Consider the following 19,112-nt stretch of genomic DNA (forward strand, 5'->3'; position numbering starts at 1 on the left):
TCGACGTGTTCTTTATTCGCGTTCATTCGCGCACATTCGCGGTTCAGAATGCCTTGGAAATGGTGAAGGTCAGGCGGCTCTTGCCGATGTTGCGGCCGGCGGCGTTTTCGTAGACGAGGACATCGTTGTCGGCCGCACGGCTCTTCGTGTCGGCATCCGTGGCGGCGAGGGTGAGGGTGTAGCCCTTGATCTCCTTGGCGACGCCGAGCTTGTAGTCGGAATAGCTGAACAGGGAATTGTCCCCAGTGAGCCGGCCGGTGTTGGCATTCGTGAAGAAGGCGGGGTTGGCGTTGGAGGGATAGGCGCAGTGCCCGCCGTGCACCAGCACCGTCCATCCGCTCTCGCCGATGGGCACGGCCAGGCTGAGGTCCACATAGGTGGCCCCTTCGGCGTTATAGGTTCCGAAGTTGTTGGCGCTGAGCACTCGCGAGTACTTCAGGCTGGCCCAGGAGTAGTTCAGGCCCAGGTAGGCCTCGGTGGTGGCGGGATTGCGGAAGGCGCCCAGGGATTGGTAGGTGCCCGGATAGAGATAGCGGTACAGGCCCACATCCAGGGTCCAGTCCTTGGCGAAGCCCCATTTGTAGCCCCCGAACAGATCCAGTTCGACGGCGGCGGAATTCACCTTGCCCCCGCCCGGGGAGCCGAGGGAGACCGGCGCGCTCGCGAGGTTCGCGTTCTGATCCGTGAACCAGGAGATGTTGCTGAGGCTGGTGCTGAGGTAGAACCCTGAAGGGTGGACCAGGTCCAGCTCGCCCTGCACGGTGGGTTTCCCGTCCGTCTGGGTGAGGCCGCGGAAGATGTACTGGGAGCCAAAGGTGGCCGAACCGCTCAGGGCGAAGCCCAGGAGCGTGGGCGGCGCCGGGGTTGCGGCGGGCGCGGGGCTCTGGGCGGCGAGCCCCGCGGCCAGGGTTGCCAGCAGGGGAAGGGCGGAATATCGGCGCATGACGGACTCCCGGGCTTGGATTCATCGGGGAAAGCATCAACCAGATCCCGGGCGCCCACACGGCCCCGGACCGCGACCATTGTGTGAGTATCGGGTGCCAACCGAGGTCACATTAAGGGTGGGCGGTCCGGGGCTTTGACGCCTCGATAAACCAGGCCTCAGTGGTGCCGCTGGGGCTCCGGAGTCAGCGCTTCGTTGTCGACTTCTCCCGTGCGGATGCGGATGACCTGTTCCAGCGGGCGGACGAAGATCTTGCCGTCCCCCACCTCGCCCGTGCGCGCCGAGGCGAGGATCGCGTCGATGGTGATGGCGACGAAGGGTTCGGAGACCGCGATGTCCAGCTGGATCTTCTCGTGGAATTCATAGACCATCGGCGCACCGCGGTAGGTCTCCAGGGCGATCTTCTCGCCGCCGTGGCCCGCCACGCGGAGGATGGTCATGCCGGTAACTTCGGCGGCGAAGAGGGCCGACTTCACCTCCTCGAGTTTTTCAGGTCGGATGACGGCTGTGATGAGCTTCAAAATCCACCTCCCTTGCCGCACGTGGCGACATCCGTCTTTGACAACCCGGCGTTCCGCTCCAGCTTCGCACTCATAGCTCGCTCCCGAGGGGAATACGCGAGGTCAGGGCCGGGGCTTCCGCGACTTTCGGGGGCCTCGGCGTGAGGATGACCGGCGTGCTCACGGTGGACCCGTCGCCCGGATAGGCGGGGGCCGACACCTCGTGGAAATCGAGGCCCGCCATTTCAACTTCGGGCGCGACGCGCATGCCGATGGTCTTGTCGAGCAGCTTGAAGAGCACGAAGCTCGTGGCGCCCACCCAGATGATGTTGGTGCCGATGCCGATGAGCTGAGCGACGAGCTGGCGGCCGTCGCCGTAGAAGAGGCCCGCCACGCCCGCGGCGGGGCCACCGTTGAGGCCCTGACCATAGGTGCCATCGGCGAAGAGCCCCAGGGCGATGAGCCCCCAGGCGCCGTTCACGCCGTGCACCGCGATGGCGCCGACGGGATCATCGATCTTCAGCGTGTTCTCAATGTAGAGCGCGGCGACGACCACCAGGAAACCCGCGACGGCGCCGATGAAGACGGCCGCGGGCGCCGTGACGAAGGCACAGGAGGCCGTGATGGCCACCAGCCCCGCGAGCAGGCCGTTGACGGCCATGGACAGGTCCGGCGCGCCGAACTTCCGCGCCGTGTAGAGGTAGGCCACCACCGCCCCCGAGGCCGAGGCCAGCATGGTGTTGGTGGCCACGACGGCGATGCGCAGATCCGTGCCCGCCAGGGTGGAGCCCGCGTTGAAGCCGAACCATCCGAAGGCCAGGATGATGGCGCCGAGGGTGGCCATGGGCAGGTTGTGGCCGGGGATGGCCACCGCCCGGCCCTTGACGAACTTCCCGATGCGCGGCCCCAGGACGAGCACGCCCGTGAGGGCCATCACGCCGCCCGTGAGGTGGACGACGCCCGATCCCGCGAAGTCCACGTAGCCGTGGCCCAGGCCCGTATATTTGCCGAGCGTGGCGAGCCAGCCTCCGCCCCAGGCCCAGCAGGCGAACACCGGGTAGATGAGGGCCGAGGCCACCAGGCCGTAGAGCATGAAGGCCGACAGCTTCCAGCGCTCGGCCATGGCGCCCGTGGGAATGGTCAGGGCCGTATCCATGAACACCATCTGGAAGAGGAACATGGCGAAAGCCGACACGTCGTACGAGGCTCCGGTGAGGAAGAAGCCCCGGCCACCGAGAAGGCCCCATTGATTACCGTGGATCACGGGGCCGAAGAGCCGCGACATTCCTTCGGGGGCGGAGAGCGCCGCGCCCATGGCCGAGCCCGAGCCGCCCATCTGGAAGGCGTAGCCCACGGCCCAGAAGCCGAGGATGCCGACGCCGTACACCATCACGTTCATCATCATCGTGTGGGCCGCGTTCTTGGCGCGGGTGAAGCCTGTTTCCGCCAGGGCGAAGCCCGCCTGCATGAACATCACGAGGAAGGCCGCCAGCAGCGTCCAGACGAAGTTGAGCGCCACGCGCGTCTGCCCCACGGCCGCGCCCAGCTCCTGCAGCGTGGGGGCGCCCGCGGTCTGCGCGGGCACGTTCTGGATGCCGCCCGTGGCCCCGCCGTTCGGATCGCCCGCGAACAGCAGGGGCGTGAAAGCCGCGACGGCGGCCGCCACCGCGAAAGCCCTCAAGAGCGTACGCCGGTTCATGGAACCTCCTCCTTTTCGGGTGTGGGATCGGCGTGGCCTGCACCGATGGGAATCCGGTAGTCGGCAGGCCACGCTGTGAGTTCCTCCGATCCCGCCTCCCCAAATCCAGGAACCGACCACCGGTCCCTACCCGGATACAACAGCAGGGCCCGTGCCGTTTTTCGGAAGTGCGCTTGCGATTCATCGATCTACAGCAATACAAGCCCTTACGTCACAAAAAGTACTCATAGAAGCCTTCCAGGCTACTTACAAAAATGTAATTCATTTGAATGAAGCTACATTTTTGTAAGATTTTGTAATCTCAGCCCCGGAACCGCTCCGGTTCCAGCCCGTATTTCTGGATCTTGTAGTTGAGGATGCGCTCCGTGGTCTGCAGCAGGCGGGCCGCGCGGGAACGATTGCCCCGGGCGGATTTCAGCGCATCCTGCAGCAGATCCTTTTCGAAGGCCGCCACGGCCTCGCCCAGCCCGCTGCCCGGCAGGGTTCCCGACACTTCGGCGGTCTGCAGCGAGGGCGGCAGGTGGTGGGCGTGGATGACCCCGCCCTCGGCCACGAGGATCGCGCGCTCGATGGCGTTCTCCAGCTCGCGCACGTTGCCGGGCCAGTGGTAGGCCGTCAGCATGTCGATGGCCGAAGTCGAGATGCGGCGCACATCCTTGCCCTGAGCCGCCGAGATCTTCTCCACGAAATGGTCCGCCAGCAGCAGGATGTCCGCCTGGCGCTCCCGCAGGGGCGGCAGGAAGAGCTCGAAGACGTGCAGGCGGTAGTAGAGATCCTCCCGGAAGGTGCCGGCTCGCACCGCAGCCTCCAGATCCCGGTGGGTGGCGGCGAGGAGGCGCACGTCCACCTTCACGGGGCTGGTGCCGCCGAGCCGCTCGAACTCCCGCTCCTGAAGCACGCGCAGCAGCTTCACCTGGGTGGCCGCCGAGAGTTCGCCCACTTCATCGAGGAAGAGCGTGCCGCCGTGGGCCAGCTCGAAGCGGCCCTTCTTCTGGTGCCGCGCGTCCGTGAAGGCGCCGGGCTCGTAGCCGAAGAGTTCAGATTCGATGAGGTTTTCCGGCAGAGCCCCGCAGCTCACCTTGATGAAGGGCTTGTCGGCCCTGGGCGAATTGTAGTGGAGGGCGTGGGCCACCAGTTCCTTGCCCGTGCCCGATTCGCCCCGGATGAGCACGGTGGTGTTGCTGGGCGCGGCCTGGGCCACGGCCTCGTAGACCCGCTGCATGGCGTGGCTGTGGCCGATGAGGTGGCGCAGATCGTAGCGGTCCCGCAGCTCCTGACGCAGCTGCTGGTTCTCTTCCGCCAGCCGCTGGCGGTCCGCGGCCACGAGCTTGGCCACCTTCATGGCCAGGCCCACCATGGAGGCCGCGATCTGCAGCAGCTTGGTATCCCGGTCGTAATCGCGGTGCCGATCAAAGGGCACGGTGAGGCACAGGGTTCCCGCCGTCCGTCGATCCAGGAAGACCGGGATGCAGAAGAAGGAGAGCTCGGCCTTCTTCCGTTTCTGCTCCTTGAGCACGCCCGTGCGATCGAGGAACAGCGGCTCCTGGCTGGCCTGGGGCAGCACCACGGCCTTGCCGCTGGCCAGCACGCGCCCGTTGATCCCCTCGCCGACCTTGTAGTGGGCCCGCGCAACCGCCTGCTGCGTCAGGCCCCGGGCCGCCTCGATGCGCAGCCCCTTCCCTTCCTCATCAGCCAGGAAGATGGCCCCGTTCAAGGCTCCGAAGGCCTCCGCCAGGATCTCCAGCACTCGGGGCAGCGCGGCGCGGATATCCGAGGCCGCCAGGGCCTGGCTCAGCTCCAGGAGGGGTGCGAGACGAAGGGCATCCTCGGAGGGGGGCATGGGAATCCCGAATGAGATTCTACATTTTTGTATGACACTATGGATTCTTCAACAATTTTGTATACCGCTTACAATCCAGCCTCGACGTTCCGCGTCCGGCAGGTCCAGGGCCAGTGTCCCGCCGGGGTTCATGAGGTTGGCCGGATCGAAGTGGCGCTTCAGGGCCCGGAAGAGTTCCAGCTGCTCCGTGCCGATCTGGGCCTCGAGCCAGGGGGCCGTCATCTTGCCGATGCCGTGGTGGTGGCTCATGGTGGCGCCGTGGGCCAGGATGGCGTCGAGGATCTCCGCCTGGTAGGCCAGGTAGTCGCCGATGTCGTCCATGCGGGCGATGAAGATGAAGTAGAGGTTCGCGCCCTGGGGATAGGCGTGGGAGAGGTGGGTCATGCAGATCGTGCGCGGCCGGTCCTTGGCGGCGGCCCGTACGCCCCGGTGCACGCGTTCCAGCGTGTCCCAGGTGACGGTGCACTCCAGGGTATCGATGAGGATGCCCACGTCCTGCAGGTCGTCGCGCAGGTAGGGATCGCGGAAGCGCCCGTGCTCCCAGGCGCGGGTGACGAGGCCCGAGGTGGCGCGACCCCCGAAGCGCCGGCAGATGCGGCCCAGGTTCTTCCGCGCCACTTTCGAAAGCGCCTCCGTGCCCCCCGTCGTGCCCAGCATCAGGCAGCGCGAGCCGGGCTTCAGGCCCACCAGCGACGACAACGCGTTGGCCCAGGGCCGGTCCACGCCGTAGAGCTTCATCACGACGTCGGTCTCTTCCGCGTCCGAGACGCGGAACACGGAGGGGCGTCCCCCCTCGCTTTGCAGGCATTCCCGCGCGGCCGCGGTGGCCAAGGCGAAGTCCGGGAAGAGGTAGCTGAAGCGCCGCAGGGCCTCGGGCAGGTGGCGGTGGAGGCGAAGGGTCACCTGGGTCAGCACACCGAAGGCGCCCTCGCTGCCCATGAGGATCTGGTCCGGGTCGGGGCCCGTGGCCGCCGCCGGGTGCGCCTGGGTGCGGATCACGCCCCTCGGCGTGACCATCTCCTGGGCCAGCACCAGGTCCTCGATCTTGCCGTAGTAGGTGGAGTTCTGGCCCGCGCCGCGGGTGACCACCCAGCCACCCACCGTGGCGAATTCGAAGGACTGGGGGAAGTGGCCGCAGGTGTAGGCCCGGCGCGCCCCCAGCAGCTCCGGCGCCCGGTTCAGCACCTGCTCCAGCTCGGGCCCGTACATGCCCGCCTCCACCGTGATGGTCTGATCCACCTCGTTGAAGCCGATCACCTTGTTCATGTGCGTGCGCAGGTCCAGCGAGACGCCGCCCTTCACGCACTCCACCCCGCGGGTGACGCTGGTGCCGCCGCCGAAGGGCGTGAGTGGGATACCGTGCCGTCCGCAGATCGCGACGATGCCTTCGACGTCGTGCCGATCCCGCGGGTGCAGCACGGCGTCGGGCAGATGCTCGACGATGCCCTGGCGCAGCCGCAGCAGGTCCAGCATGGTCTTGCCGTAGGCCACGCGCAGGCGGGAGAGGCCGTCCGTCACGACGTTCTCGGGGCCGAGCAGCTCGCGGAAGGCGGCGAGAGTTTCCTCCGGAAGGCGCGACGGAGCGTCCACCACAGCGGGCTCCAGGCCCAGGTTCCGCGGCGCGAAGTCGGCTTCGCTCATGCCGAAGGTCCGCTGCATGAGACGCACCAGACCCGCATTGGGGTGCTTGGATTCGTTCAGCGAGCCCCATTTCAGCAGGGCGCGCCAGGAGGCCTCGGGCACGGGGCCGTCAAACCACTTGGGAAGGGCATCCGTCATGGCGTCCTCACTCGTCCGTGGAGCGTTCGGGATAGTTGAGCAGGTCGCGGATCTCCTCGAAGAGCGGGCTCAACTTGGGATAGATCTGCTTGAAGACCTTCTGGTACATGCGCTCGTAGAGGGCCGCGGGCTCGGGACGCGGCGTGTAGGTGCGTCCGTAGCGCACCATGGCTTCCACCGCCGCCTGGGTGGAGGGGTGGAGGCCCGTGCCCACGGCCACGAGGATGGCCGCACCCAGGCTTGCGGTTTCGAAGGTTTCGCCCGCCCGCAGCGTGCGCCCGAAGAGGTCAGCCGTGATCTGGCAGATCTCCTCGGATTGCGTGGCGCCGCCGGAAATGCCGATCCAATCAACCTTCACGCGGCCCGCCTTTTCGATCTTCTCGAGGCCTTCCCGCAGCGCGAACCCCAGGCCCTCGATCACCGAGCGGTACACGTAGCCGCGGGTGTGCACGTCGCCAAAGCCCACCATGGCGCCCTTGGCCGCAGGCAGCTTGAGGCTGGGGCTCCAGTGGGGCAGCGTCACCAGGCCCATGGAGCCCGCGGGCACCTCCTTCAGGTGGCGGTCCAGGATTGCCTCGGGCGGCAAGCCCTTGGCCTCGGCTTCCTGCACTTCGAGGGGCGCGAACTCGCGCTTGAACCAGCTGATCATCCAGTAGCCGCGGAAGATCTCCACCTCGGGGTTGTAGTGGCCGGGGATGGCCGCCGGATAGGGCGGCATGAAGCTGAGGGGCTCGAAGTAGCGCCGGCTCGCGGTCTGCACGGTGGCCGTGGTGCCGAAGGAGACCGAGGCCATGCGCTCGTGCACGCAGCCGATGCCCAGACTTTCGCAGCCCTTGTCCGAGGCGCAGGCGATGACCGGCAGGCCCTCCGGAAGGCCCGTGGCTTCTGCGGCTGCGGCCGTGATGACGCCGAGCGGGCTGCCCGCGGGGAGCAGTTCCGGCAGCTTGTCCATCGGCACGGGGAAGAGCTTGGCGGGCAGCTCGCCGGGCCGCGCCCAGCGCATCTCGCGGTAGTTGAAGGGCAGGTGCCCGATCTGGGAGGCGATGGAATCCCGGAAGCGGTCCGTGAGGCGGTGGTTGAGGAAGCCCGAGACCTGCAGCACCTTCGCGGTGCGCGACCAGACCTGCGGTTCCTCCTGCTCCACCCAGGCGGCCTTGCCATCCTTCTGCGTCTTCTGGATGGCCTCCAGCATGCCCACCAGGCGGTAGGCCCAGCGCAGCGGCAGGGCCGGACGGTAGACGGCGCGCGCCTTCCGCGTGTCCAGCCAGAGGATGGCGGGCCGCAGGGGCCTTCCCTCCCCGTCGACGAAGACGAGGCTGTCCCGCTGGGTCGTCACGCCCACGCCGCGAAGGCGCGCGAAGGCCTCCGGCGCCCTGGCCTTCAGTTCGCGCACCACCTCGCAGAGGCAGCGCCAGTAGAGCTCGGCGTCCTGCTCGGCCCAGCCGGGATGGGGGCTCACGTAGGGTTCGTACTCCAGCTTGGCCTTCTCGATCAGGCGACCGTCGGCGGAAAACAGGAGGGCCCGCAGGCTTTGGGTGCCGCAGTCCAGGGCCAGAAGGGTGGGTTCCATGACTGTCCCGCTCAAAAGAAGATCGTCCTGCGGATGTGATCGAGGTAGGTCTGCACTTCCTCCGCCGTGCGCGAGGCGTCCCACCGGTAGTAGGCGGCGAGCAAGGGCGCGACGCGCGTCGCCAGATCGCCCTGCAGGCGGTGGGAAACCACCAGGGCCATCTCCGTGCGACGCGCCATGACGTCGATCAGGTGCGGCGCCTGCTCGAAGGCGAGGATGTGCTGGACCTCGGCCGCGCAGAAAGGATGACCTTCCATCAAGGGCTGGCCTAGTTCAGGGGCCCGCTTCGCCTCGCGCAGGATCCCCACGGCGCCCTGCCCGTACTTCTGGTGCAGGTAGCGGCGGGTGGCTTCGGGAAGGGCGCCCTCCATGCCCAGATCACGGGTGATGGCTTCGAAAGCCTCCCAGGAAAGGCCCACCTTGTAACGGCGCATGGAGAAGGAGCGGCGCCGCTCGCGCCAGCCCAGGCGCCGCAGGTAGCCGCGTTTCGAACAGAGGCTCAGTAGCTCCCAGGCCATGGGGCGGAAGGTCGTGAGCTTGCCGCCGGTGATCGATACCAGGCCCGTGCCCGGATCCTGGATCAGGTGCTGGCGCGAATTGTCCGAGGGACTGCCCTCTTCGAAGACCAATGGCCGCAGGCCCGCGTAGGTCGACAGGATGTCGGCGGTGCCGAGGCGCGCCTCGGGGAAGTAGGCGTTCACCGTGTCCAGCAGGTAGTCGCATTCGGCCTGCGTGCAGTGCGGATCGTCGAGGGGGCCGTGGTAGTCCTCGTCCGTCGTGCCGATGAGGCTCACCTCGCCCCGCGGCAGCACGAAGACGAAGCGGTCGTCCGGGCGGCGCAGCGCGAAGGCGTCGTGATGCCCGATGCGCGCGCGGGGCACCACCACGTGCACGCCCTTGGAGGGCCGCAGGCGGTGGTCCTCCTGGCCGGCCCGCGCCAGCGTTTCGCTGCTCCAGACCCCGGTGGCGTTGGCCACGCAGGAAGCCCGCACCGAAAAGCGCGAGCCGCCTTCGCGATCCACCAGATCCACGGTGGAGACGCGGCCCGCTTCCACGCGGATCCGCTCGGCCTCCACGTAGTTCAGCGCCACCGAGCGGCCGCCGGAGAGGTCGCGGGCCTCCTTGATCGTCTCAAGCGTGAGCCGCGCGTCGTCCGTCGAGGTGTCGAAGTAGACGCCCGCCAGCTGGAGGCCCTCGCGGCAGAAGGCCGGCTCGCGCTTGGCCATCTGATCCGGCTTCAGGAAGCGGTGGCGGCCCGGGGACTTGAAGCGGTCGAAGGCATTCGACAGCAGGTCGTAGGCCGTGAGTCCCAGGCGCACCATGAGGGGCGTGTCCTTGCTGCCCTTGAAGGCGCAGTAGTGGAAGGCCAGCGGGCGGACGAGGTGGGGCAGCGCCCTCTGCAGCCAGTTGCGCTCCATCACGGATTCGCGAACCAGGCCCACGTCGCCCTGGGGCAGGTAGCGGAGGCCGCCGTGGACGAGCTTGGAGGAGCGGCTCGAGGTGCCGACGGCGAAATCGCCCTTGTCCACCAGCAGGAAGCTGATGCCGCGCAGGGCCGCTTCGCGCGCGATGCCCGCCCCCGTGATGCCGCCACCGAGGATGACCAGATCGAAGTCGCGGGTCTGCGCCTGGGTCAGCAGATCCGCGCGGTCACGGGCGCTCCAGGCCAGCGACTTCCCCGCCACATGGAAATCCGCGTTGCGTGCTCGGGACATCAGCCACCTCCGTGGCGCTTCGGAATTTGCGTGAACTCGAGAGGGTAGAGGTCCGTGCGCAGCACGAAGCGCACAGCGTAATGGATGTGGCGTTTCTGGCTGATGGCCCGCTCCACTCGCAGCACCGCGCGGGTGCCGAGCATCTGCTGGGCCTCCTTCAGGGCCGCGGGATCGGCGCCCAGACCGTGGATGCGATTCTGGACGCGGTCCGGGCGGAAGCCGTACTTCGCGGTCATGAGCTCGTGCAGGGAGCCGCTGAAGGCGGCCTTGGCGATGCCCGGGAAGTCGCCGGCGCGAAAGTACGAAACCTCCAGCGCGAGGGCGTGCTTCTTCACCATGCGCAGCCGCGTCACCTGGTAGACCTGTTCATCGCCCTCGAAACAGGCGCGCAGAAAGGGGGACGGCAGTTCCGCCACGGGCAGCCAACCCTTGGACACCACCTTGTTCGAGACCGGAAGGCCCGATCGCGAAAGCTCCTCCGTGATGGACAGCGCGCCCGACAGCGGATTGAAGGCCACCTTGGCTTCCACGAAGGTACCTTTCCCGTGGATGCGGTAGATCAGCCCCTGCGCTTCGAGGCCCGCCAGCGCCTTGCGCACCGTCTCGCGGCTGGCGCCAAAGACGACCCCAAGTTCAGGTTCGGAGGGAAGCCGCTCAGACCATTCGCCCGCCTCGATCCGCGCGCGGATGCCCTCCCGGATGGCGGCTGCGAGCGTCGGCTTGGACAAGGACCCTCCAAAAAGATGTCTAGACGAGTCTAGATCCATCCGTATGCTGGAGGGCAACCAATCAGTCGATCCGGAGCCAGCTCATGACCCAAGTCCCAGGGGCCGACGGACTCGTCCACGCGACGGGGATGAAGCTCATGGATGAGCGAGGTTACGCGCGCTTCGGCTGCTTCGACGGACCCCTGCGACTCGACGCCCCGGCCTTCCGCCTCCGCGACTTCTTCGGCCGCGAAGTGCGGGGCCTGCGCAAGCGGATGGCCCTCGGAGGTTTCACCTTCCTGGGGCTCGCGACCGAGGACGTCATCGTCGGCCTGGCCGCCGTGCGCCTCGGTTACGCCTCCCAGGTCTTCGGTTATCTGTACGACGTCCGCACGAAGCGCCTCTTCGAACATTCGGCGCGGGCCCTGCCGGGGAGCCTTCAGTTCCCCCTGGAGCCCGATGCCCACGCCATCCGCTTCGACAGGGCGGGCTGTCGGCTGCGGATCGACAAGAGCCACGCGGAGGGCCACCTCGACGTGGACGCCGACGTCGGCGGGCGCCTCCACATCCAGGCGCGCATTCCCTATGGATTCGACCAGCGGCCCCTGCGCGTCGTGAACCCCAGCTGCGGCGACCCCTTCCGCTTCACCTTCACGGAGAAGTGTTCGCCGCTCCGGCCCGAGCTGCTGTCCGTGCGCTTCGACGGGAAAGAGCGCATGCCGGATCCGGGCAGGGCCTTCGCCATGTACGACTGGTCCGCAGGCTACTTCAACCGCCACACCAACTGGCTCTGGGCCGCCGCCGCCGGGCGATCGGCCGATGGGTCCACGGTGGGTCTGAACTTCGCGGCCCTGGTGAACGAATCCTTCTACCCGGAGAACGCCTTCTGGATCGATGGCGAGCGGACCCGGGTGCCCCGCATCATCTTCGATTCCGATGCGGACGATCCCTACGCGCGGCCCTGGCGCGTCTTCAGCGAGGACGACCAGGTGGACCTGCGCTTCCATCCGGCGGCAGAGCGCTCCGAGCGCAGCCACCTGCCTTTCGTGAAAGTGAACTTCCGGCAGTTCATGGGCACGTACGCCGGCACCCTGCGCGACGCGCAGGGGCGCACGGTCGCCCTGGAAACCCTCCCCGGCCTGGCCGAGCTGCACCTATCGGTGTGGTGAGGCCTTCGCCGAATGCTCTAACCGCTCTTTGATAATTCCAACCGCTCGCCCGATCTCCTCCGGGCTGAGCTTGCCTTCCTTGAAGAAGAGCACCGTGCCGTCCCGATCCAGGATGATCACGGCGCTCTGCTTGGGCTGAAGGGCCCAGGCGGCGCGCGCCACCCCCTGCTCGTCCAGCACGTGGACCGCGTAGGGAAAGTCGCGCTGGCTGTCCGCCAGACGGCTCCGCCCCAGCCCCGAAGTGCCCCACAGGGCGTCCGCGAGGTTGAGGATGGTGATGGTCTTGTACTCGCCATCCGGCGCATACTCGGGCAGCTTCGCGGCGATCAGGGCATCGATGAACGGCTTGTTGAGGTCATCGATGCCCATACGCGCCGCCAGATGGTAGATGGTGCGCACCCGGCCTTCCATCTCCAGGGAGGACCAGGCCCGGGCGCCGAGTTCCTTCGACTCGAGCACCATGCGCCCGTCCACCACCCTGCAGTGCGGCACGAGTACGCCGCCCGCCTGGACCTGCACCGGGGGCAGTTTCTGGCCCACCTGGATGGGCGCACCCGTGGCGGCAAGTGCCGAGAGCCACAGCATCAGGGCTTTCATGCGTCCTCCTTCGTGAGGCGCCGCACAAAGGCGAGGCACGCTTCGGCAATGAGTTCCTTGTCGTAGTCCAGGGTCGCCACGTGGTACGAGTGGTCGAGCCAGCGCAGGCGCTTGTCTTCGGATCCCGCCTCCCGCAAGGTGAGTTCGGCGTTGGCCAGGGGCAGCACGTGATCCTGCCGCGACTTCATCACCAGCAGGGGCTGCTGGAGCCTCGGCAGATCGCGCCGGACCAGCTTCGCCAGCTGCCACAGCTGGGCCACGCCCGCCGTGGGCGTCCGGTCGTAGGCCGGTTCCCGCATCGCCGGATCCATGATGTCCGAGGCGATGCCCGGTGTGGATTTCAGGAGACCCTTCAGCAACCACGCGACGCGCACCAGCGGATTGCCGAAGACGAGGGCGTGGTTGATGACCACCACGCCGCGGATCGAGGGATCCTCCTCGGCGAGGCGCAGCACCAGCGCGCCGCCCATGGACAGCCCCATCACGAACACGGTGGGGCAGTGTTCCCGAAGCCGCTGAAGGGCCTGGCGCAGATCCTCGAGCCAGTCCTCCATGCGCACGTCGACGAGATCCTCCCACCGGGTGCCGTGGCCCCGCAGGCAGGGGCATTCCACGTCGTAGCCCGCTTCGGCCAGGCGCCGGGCCAGCGGCATCACGCTGCCCGGCGTGCCCGTGAAGCCGTGGGACACGAGGATCCCCACGCCCGACGCTCCCCGATGCGAAAAGGGCTCGGCCCCCTGCATGCGGCCCGTGCCGCCTTCGCTCCCATCACCCACGATCACCACCTTGGAATGTCGTGGATTCTGTCGCCCGCGAGACCACACCGTCAAGCCATCATCCCGTTTCGCCCCAGGAACAGTGATCCCACGAATCCACCGACTGTCTTTACATCACTGTCCATCACCGTGCATCACTGGTTTCCTCATTTGTTCCTTTCCCAGAAACCTCGCCAAAGAAAAACAGGAACCGGTGATGAACAGTGATGGACGGTGATAAGAACTCCTGATTCAGTGCGCGCTTGGTTCGATACCCCTGATTTCATTTCCCCTCCCCCTTTCATGAAAGGACACCGCATGAAACGAAACCTCCTGCTGTACTCGCTGGTGCTGGGCGCCCTGCCCCTGGGCGCCGGCGGCATCTTCTACAACAGCAACCAGAGCGCCGAGTACTTCCGCACCTTCGACCGGAACAGCGCCATCGATAACGCCGACATCGTGTACTACAACATGGCGGGCACCGTGAAGCTGGGCCAGGGCTGGACCTTCAACCTCAGCAACCAGTCGATCTTCCAGAAGGCCACGGTGGAGACCAAGGGCAACCCCGTGGTGGGCGACCGCACCTACACATCCAACAACCCGGTGCTGCTTGTGCCCAACCTCTATGCCGCCTACCGGACGGGGGACTGGGCTTTCTTCTCGGGCATCGAAACCATCGGCGCCACCGCCGTGCGCGACTGGAAGAACGGCCTGCCCACCCTGGATCTCTACGGCAAGCAGATGGCGGGCTACGGTGGCCTCAAGTCGAACCTCATCGGCATGGATGCCGCCGCGGCCAGCCTGGCTTCGGGCCACACCCTGGCCCAGGCCCAGGCCGCCGGCGTGGCCGCAGGCCTGAGCGCCGACTACTTCACGGCCCAGTCGACCCTGAAGGGGTCCTCCTACTACATGGCCTGGCGCCATGGCGCGGCCTACCGCCTCAACGACTACGTCTCGCTGGCCCTGGCCGGCCGCCTCGTCACGGCCCGCCAGGATATCGTCGGCCGCGTGGATGCGGCCTGCACCTACAACCAGAACGGCCATGACCTGCGCTCCCAGAGCCTCGCCATCGTCGACACCACGGCCAAGGCCAACGGCTACTCCGGCGAGATCGGCATCGATCTCTTTCCCAGCGAGCGCGTGGTGATGAACCTCACCTACGAGGATTCGACCAAGCTGAACTTCACCACCCGCGTGCGCGACGGTAAGGACGGCAACGGCCTCTTCGTGGATGGGCAGCAGGGCCATCTCGATTTGCCGAAAGTGCTGCGCTTCGGCCTGGGCGTGCAGGTCACGCCCGATCTGCGGGCCTCCGTGGGCGCTAACCGCTACTTCGAGGGCTCGGTGGATTTCAGCATGCTGAACAATCCCGCCAACCACAACGACTACACGAAGGACTACAAGGACACGACGGAGGAATCCGCCGCCCTCGAATACCGCCTGAGCGCGCCCTGGCTGCTCAGCTTCGGCGTGAACTTCAACCAGATCGGGCAGAAGAAGGCGTCCACCATCGATACGAGCATCCCCGGCGCGCACGCCAACTACGTCTCCATCGGCGCGGGCTTCCAGTACACCGCCAACGACCAGTGGAAGTTCAACCTCGGCGTGGGTCACACGCGCTTCACCAGCACGTACGAGAACGCCGACGTCCAGGGCGACCAGGCCCTGCAGGCCGCCTTCCAGACGCAGGGCGTCGCCATCAATCCGAGAAAGGCCTACGACAAGCAGTATTTGATCGTGGCCTTCGGCGTCAATTACCGCTTCGCGAAATAAGGAGCCCCACCCATGCGGACCCAATCCCAACTTCTATTCGGGGGCCTTCTCGTCGCAGGACTGGTGGGCTGTTCCCTCAGTTCATCGAACTACCCGGCCCAACCCCAGGCCTCCGGGGACGTGCAGCTCACCATCCTGCAGACCACGGACCTGCATCATCACGCCAACGGCTCGGATCACGTCGGCGCCGACAGCCACCTCAGCACCATGGACGCCTACCGCGGCGCCGAAGGCTCGTACGCCCGCATCTCGGCCTACGTGAACCAGGTGCGCGCCAGCGCCGGGCATTCCGTCGTGCTCGTGGATTCCGGCGACTGGACCATGGGCACCCTCTACGATCTCACCCTAGGGCAGCAGCCCCTGGCCCTGCGCTTCCTCGAGAACATGCGCTATGACTGCGTGACGCTGGGCAACCACGAGTTCGACTACACGCCCAAGGGCCTGGCGACCATGTTCCAGGCGGCCCAGGCCTCCTTCACCTTCCAGACCCCCATCGTCGCCTCCAACACCAACCTCAACGGCAATGCGGACCTCGCCCCCTACGTGGGCACGGGCAAGCTCGTGCAGCCCACCCACGTCGAGGTGCTGGCCAACGGCCTGCGCGTGGGCTACATCGGCCTTATGGGCAAGGCGGCCAGCGCCACGGCCCCAGCCGCGGCACCCGTCTCCTTCACGGATTTCACCCTCAACTACGCGCCCATCCAGACCCTCGTGAACGACCTGCGCACCGCCCAGAAATGCGACGTCGTCATCGCCCTCTCCCACTCGGGCACCGACGCCACGGGCAATGCGGGCGAGGATGTGGACCTGGCCCGCCACGTCACGGGCATCGACGTCATCGCCTCGGGCCACATGCACAACCCCCTGAGCGCCGCCCACACCGTGGCCAACGGCGGCTGGAACACCCAGATCATCTGCGCGGGCGCCTTCGGCACCAACGTGGCCCGCATCGACCTGACGGTCCACGTCGGCGCCCACACAAGCAGCCTCGCCGCCTCCAGCAACGTGGCCATGACCGACGCGGCTCTGACGGCGGAGCACGCGGGCCTGCTGCCCGACGCCTCCTTCGACTTCCTCGTGCGCGCCAACGATCAGGAGCTCAACGGGGCCCTGGCGCCGGTCTTCATGGAATCCTTCCCCGACTACGATGCCGCCAACCTCGCCAAGGGCATCTTCCACACGGTGGGCCTCGCCTCGCAGGACATGGTCTCCAACGAGCGCAACCCCGTGCTCTGCCCCAACGGCCTCGGCAACCTCAATGCCGACGCCGTGCGCGCCACGCCTAACGGCATCCTCACGAAGGTGCTCATGGCCTTCGGCTGGAACGGCAGCGCCACGGATCCCAACCTCCCGGGCATCATGGCCCTCGTCCAGAACCTGGGCGTCGATCCCACCTTCTACCAGGGTGGTCTCGTGGCCTCCGGCGTCATCCGCGGTTCCCTCCGCGCCGGGGTGCCCCTCAGCTTCACGGACATCTACAACGTGCTGCCCCTCGGCATCACGCCCGACAGCACCCAGGCTCTGCCCGTGGGTTATCCCCTCGTCTCCGCCTACCTGGAGATGGCGGACCTCAAGAAGCTCTGCGCCCTCCAGCTCGTGGCGCAAACCAACCTCGTGCCTTCCGACTACTACCTGAACCTGTCGGGCATCAAGTACGACCTGAAGGCCGCCGAATCCTACACCTACTTCAAATACGCCTCGGCCGCCGCGATCCTCAAGGTCACGAGCCAGAAGGCGGCCCAGGGTTCGGCCCCGGCCGGCCAGGCCATCCAGGCCCTCGGCAGTCTCGGCAGCGACAGCGGCGCGGCCCTGCTGGCCGCCTACGCCGCGGGCAACCCCTACGCCGCCGCCATGGTGAAGCTCAATGACGCGGCGCCCGGCAGCGCCCAGATCGCGGCCAACCTCGGCGTGCTGGGCGAAGTGGCCCTCACCGCCGCGACGGACGCGGCCACGGGCGCCTCGAACCTCAACGGCCTCATCGTGACCAAGGCCCTGGCGGCCATCGACACCCTCAGCGGTTTCGCGCCTTCGGACCCGGCCTGCGTGGGCGCCGCGGCCCCCCTCGCCACCACCTCGCGCCACCGCCTCGCGGCGGACCTCTACGCCGTGCTCATGATGGGCGCCGCCCAGGCCCAGTTCGGCCAGGCCATCGTCGCCTACCGCCAGCCCACGGGCACCGCGACGCTCAGCGCCGCGGACATGACGGGCCTGATGGCCAACCGCATCAACGCCGATCCCACCAGCCAGACCGTGGTCGAGCTGAAGGAGTGGATGGCCCTGCTGAATTACGTGGGCACCGGCCTCGGCGGCCACATCAGCGCCGCCTACGCCTCGACGCCCGTCTTCACGGACTTCGGCACCGCCTTCGGCCCCGCCATCACCACCCGCAACGCCTCGTACCCGCTGGCCAGCATCGGCCAGCTCATGGGCACGCTGCAGGGGCTCACGACCGCGCCCTGAGGCGCCTTCTCTGATGCACCGCCGGGGCGCTTAGCGCCTCGGCGGTTTTTTGTACCCTCAGTGGCTGCGCACGCGCCCCACGGCGTCGAGCCATCCGGCATAGAGGCGCTCGCGGCGCTCGGCGGGCATGGCCGGTTCGAAGCGGCGCTCCCGCGCCCAGTGGGCCGAAACCTCTTCCAGGCTGCCGTAGCAGCCTGCCCCTAGACCCGCGAGGATGGCCGCGCCCCGCGCCGTGGTCTCGGCCACCACGGGCCGCTCGACGGGGGTATCCAGCAGGTCGGCGAGGAACTGCATCAGCCAGTCGTTGGCCACCATGCCGCCGTCCACGCGCAGGGCCGCGGGCAGGCGGGCGCCATCGCCGCGCATGGCCTCCAGCAGGTCGCGGGTCTGGTAGCAGACGGATTCCAGCGTCGCGCGCACGATCTCACCGATGCCCGAATCGCGAGTCAGGCCCAGGATGGCGCCCCGCGCCTGGGGATCCCAGTAGGGCGCGCCGAGGCCCGTGAAGGCGGGCACCAGGTAGACACCCCGCGTGCCGTCGAGGCCGCGGGCCCAGATTTCGCTTTCGGCGGCGCTGCCAATGAGCTTCACCGCGTCGCGCAGCCACTGCACCGCCGCGCCCGCCATGAAGATGCTGCCTTCCAGCGCGTAGGTCGAGCGTCCCTCCAGCCGGTAAGCCAGGGTGCTCAGCAGGCGGTGCCGCGAGCGCAGGATCTCCGAGCCCGTGTTCATCACCATGAAGCAGCCCGTGCCGTAGGTGGCCTTCACCATGCCGGGCGCGAGGCAGGCCTGGCCGATGACGGCGGCCTGCTGATCCCCGGCCACGCCACGAATGGGAATCGCCCGGCCGAACAGCGCGGGGTCCGTCACGCCGAAATCCGCCGCGCAGTCCTTCACCTCGGGCAGCAGGGCCCGCGGCACGCCGAAGAAGGCCAGCAGCTCTTCGTCCCAATCCCCACGCGCGAGGTTGTAGAGGAGGGTGCGCGAGGCATTGGTGGCATCCGTGGCGTGCACCTTGCCGCCGCTCAGGTTCCAGATGAGCCAGGTGTCGATGGTGCCGAAGGCCAGTTCGCCCGCCTCGGCGCGCGCCCGCGCGCCGGGCACGTGATCCAGCAGCCAGGCGATCTTGCTGGCAGAGAAGTAGGGATCCAGCAGCAGGCCCGTCTTCTCGCCGATCCAGGCCTCGTGCGCGAGGCGCGCCTGGCACCAGTCGGCGGTGCGCCGGTCCTGCCAGACCAGGGCCGGATGGATGGGCCGGCCCGTCGCGCGCTCCCAGATCACGGTCGTCTCGCGCTGGTTGGTGAGGCCCAGGGCCGCGACATCATCAGAGCCCCCGCCCTGCTCGAGGGCGGCGCGGCAGACGTCCAGCGTGTCCGCCCAGATCCGCATCGCATCGTGCTCCACCCAGCCTTCTTCGGGATAGGCCTGGGGCAGCTCCACCTGGGCCCGGGCGAGCACGGCCCCGTCGAGGCCGAACAGCATGGCGCGGGTGCTGGTGGTGCCCTGGTCGATGGCGAGGAGGGCTTGGGGCATGGGGACTCCCGAGGGCTGGCGGTTTCAGGATCACGATACCCACTCGCCGCCGTCGTGGCCCATGCGCGCCGA

The 19,112-nt window shown here is 67.6% G+C and carries 14 protein-coding genes; 3 read left to right on the plus strand and 11 right to left on the minus strand.

Annotated elements, in window-relative coordinates:
* Positions 1–43: 43 nt before the first annotated feature.
* The 8 genes from QSJ34_RS06765 to QSJ34_RS06800 all read right to left on the minus strand — a co-directional run bounded on the left by QSJ34_RS06765 (position 44) and on the right by QSJ34_RS06800 (position 10,774).
* Positions 44–943 (minus strand): TorF family putative porin, encoded by a 900-nt coding sequence (locus QSJ34_RS06765; protein ID WP_285572591.1) that lies wholly within the window; start codon positions 941–943, stop codon positions 44–46.
* Positions 944–1,101: 158 nt separating this feature from the next.
* Positions 1,102–1,464 (minus strand): P-II family nitrogen regulator, encoded by a 363-nt coding sequence (locus tag QSJ34_RS06770; RefSeq protein ID WP_285572627.1) that lies wholly within the window; start codon positions 1,462–1,464, stop codon positions 1,102–1,104.
* Between the two features lie 70 nt (positions 1,465–1,534).
* Positions 1,535–3,142 carry an ammonium transporter gene (locus QSJ34_RS06775; RefSeq protein WP_285572663.1) on the minus strand — a complete coding sequence of 536 codons (1,608 nt, stop codon included), beginning with the start codon at positions 3,140–3,142 and terminating at the stop codon, positions 1,535–1,537.
* Positions 3,143–3,443: 301 nt separating this feature from the next.
* Positions 3,444–4,982: a sigma-54 interaction domain-containing protein gene (locus QSJ34_RS06780; protein ID WP_285572720.1), complete on the minus strand. Its 1,539-nt coding sequence runs from the start codon at positions 4,980–4,982 to the stop codon at positions 3,444–3,446.
* A gap of 48 nt (positions 4,983–5,030) precedes the next feature.
* On the minus strand, positions 5,031–6,761 hold the full coding sequence (locus tag QSJ34_RS06785) for an FAD-binding oxidoreductase (protein ID WP_285572754.1): 1,731 nt from the start codon (positions 6,759–6,761) through the stop codon (positions 5,031–5,033).
* Between the two features lie 7 nt (positions 6,762–6,768).
* The gene (locus QSJ34_RS06790) at positions 6,769–8,331 is read right to left on the minus strand and encodes an FGGY-family carbohydrate kinase (protein WP_285572817.1); all 1,563 of its coding nucleotides are present in this window, start codon (positions 8,329–8,331) and stop codon (positions 6,769–6,771) included.
* A gap of 11 nt (positions 8,332–8,342) precedes the next feature.
* Positions 8,343–10,046, minus strand: a complete 1,704-nt coding sequence (locus QSJ34_RS06795; protein WP_285572849.1) for a glycerol-3-phosphate dehydrogenase/oxidase — start codon at positions 10,044–10,046, stop codon at positions 8,343–8,345.
* Positions 10,046–10,774: a GntR family transcriptional regulator gene (locus QSJ34_RS06800; RefSeq protein ID WP_285572909.1), complete on the minus strand. Its 729-nt coding sequence runs from the start codon at positions 10,772–10,774 to the stop codon at positions 10,046–10,048. The genes QSJ34_RS06795 and QSJ34_RS06800 overlap by 1 nt, the downstream gene beginning before the upstream one ends.
* Before the next feature lie 83 nt (positions 10,775–10,857).
* On the opposite strand from QSJ34_RS06800, the gene QSJ34_RS06805 reads away from it, so the two are divergent.
* Positions 10,858–11,922, plus strand: a complete 1,065-nt coding sequence (locus QSJ34_RS06805) for a DUF2804 domain-containing protein (RefSeq protein WP_285572942.1) — start codon at positions 10,858–10,860, stop codon at positions 11,920–11,922.
* Here the strand turns inward: QSJ34_RS06805 and QSJ34_RS06810 are convergent.
* Both QSJ34_RS06810 and QSJ34_RS06815 read right to left on the minus strand, forming a co-directional pair.
* Entirely contained in the window at positions 11,908–12,519 is a 612-nt protein-coding gene (locus QSJ34_RS06810; protein WP_285572980.1) for a YtfJ family protein, read from the minus strand. The genes QSJ34_RS06805 and QSJ34_RS06810 overlap by 15 nt on opposite strands.
* Positions 12,516–13,295: an alpha/beta hydrolase gene (locus tag QSJ34_RS06815; protein ID WP_285573004.1), complete on the minus strand. Its 780-nt coding sequence runs from the start codon at positions 13,293–13,295 to the stop codon at positions 12,516–12,518. The genes QSJ34_RS06810 and QSJ34_RS06815 overlap by 4 nt, the downstream gene beginning before the upstream one ends.
* Positions 13,296–13,592: 297 nt before the next feature.
* On the opposite strand from QSJ34_RS06815, the gene QSJ34_RS06820 reads away from it, so the two are divergent.
* Positions 13,593–15,047 carry an OmpP1/FadL family transporter gene (locus tag QSJ34_RS06820; protein WP_285573008.1) on the plus strand — a complete coding sequence of 485 codons (1,455 nt, stop codon included), beginning with the start codon at positions 13,593–13,595 and terminating at the stop codon, positions 15,045–15,047.
* A 12-nt stretch (positions 15,048–15,059) separates the two neighbouring features.
* Entirely contained in the window at positions 15,060–17,507 is a 2,448-nt protein-coding gene (locus QSJ34_RS06825) for a bifunctional metallophosphatase/5'-nucleotidase (protein WP_285573013.1), read from the plus strand.
* A gap of 57 nt (positions 17,508–17,564) precedes the next feature.
* Here the strand turns inward: QSJ34_RS06825 and glpK are convergent, their stop codons facing one another.
* Positions 17,565–19,040: a glycerol kinase GlpK gene (gene glpK, locus QSJ34_RS06830; RefSeq protein ID WP_285573016.1), complete on the minus strand. Its 1,476-nt coding sequence runs from the start codon at positions 19,038–19,040 to the stop codon at positions 17,565–17,567.
* Positions 19,041–19,112: the final 72 nt, after the last annotated feature.

This window comes from Geothrix limicola (assembly GCF_030268085.1).
In the GTDB taxonomy this organism is placed as follows: domain Bacteria; phylum Acidobacteriota; class Holophagae; order Holophagales; family Holophagaceae; genus Geothrix; species Geothrix limicola.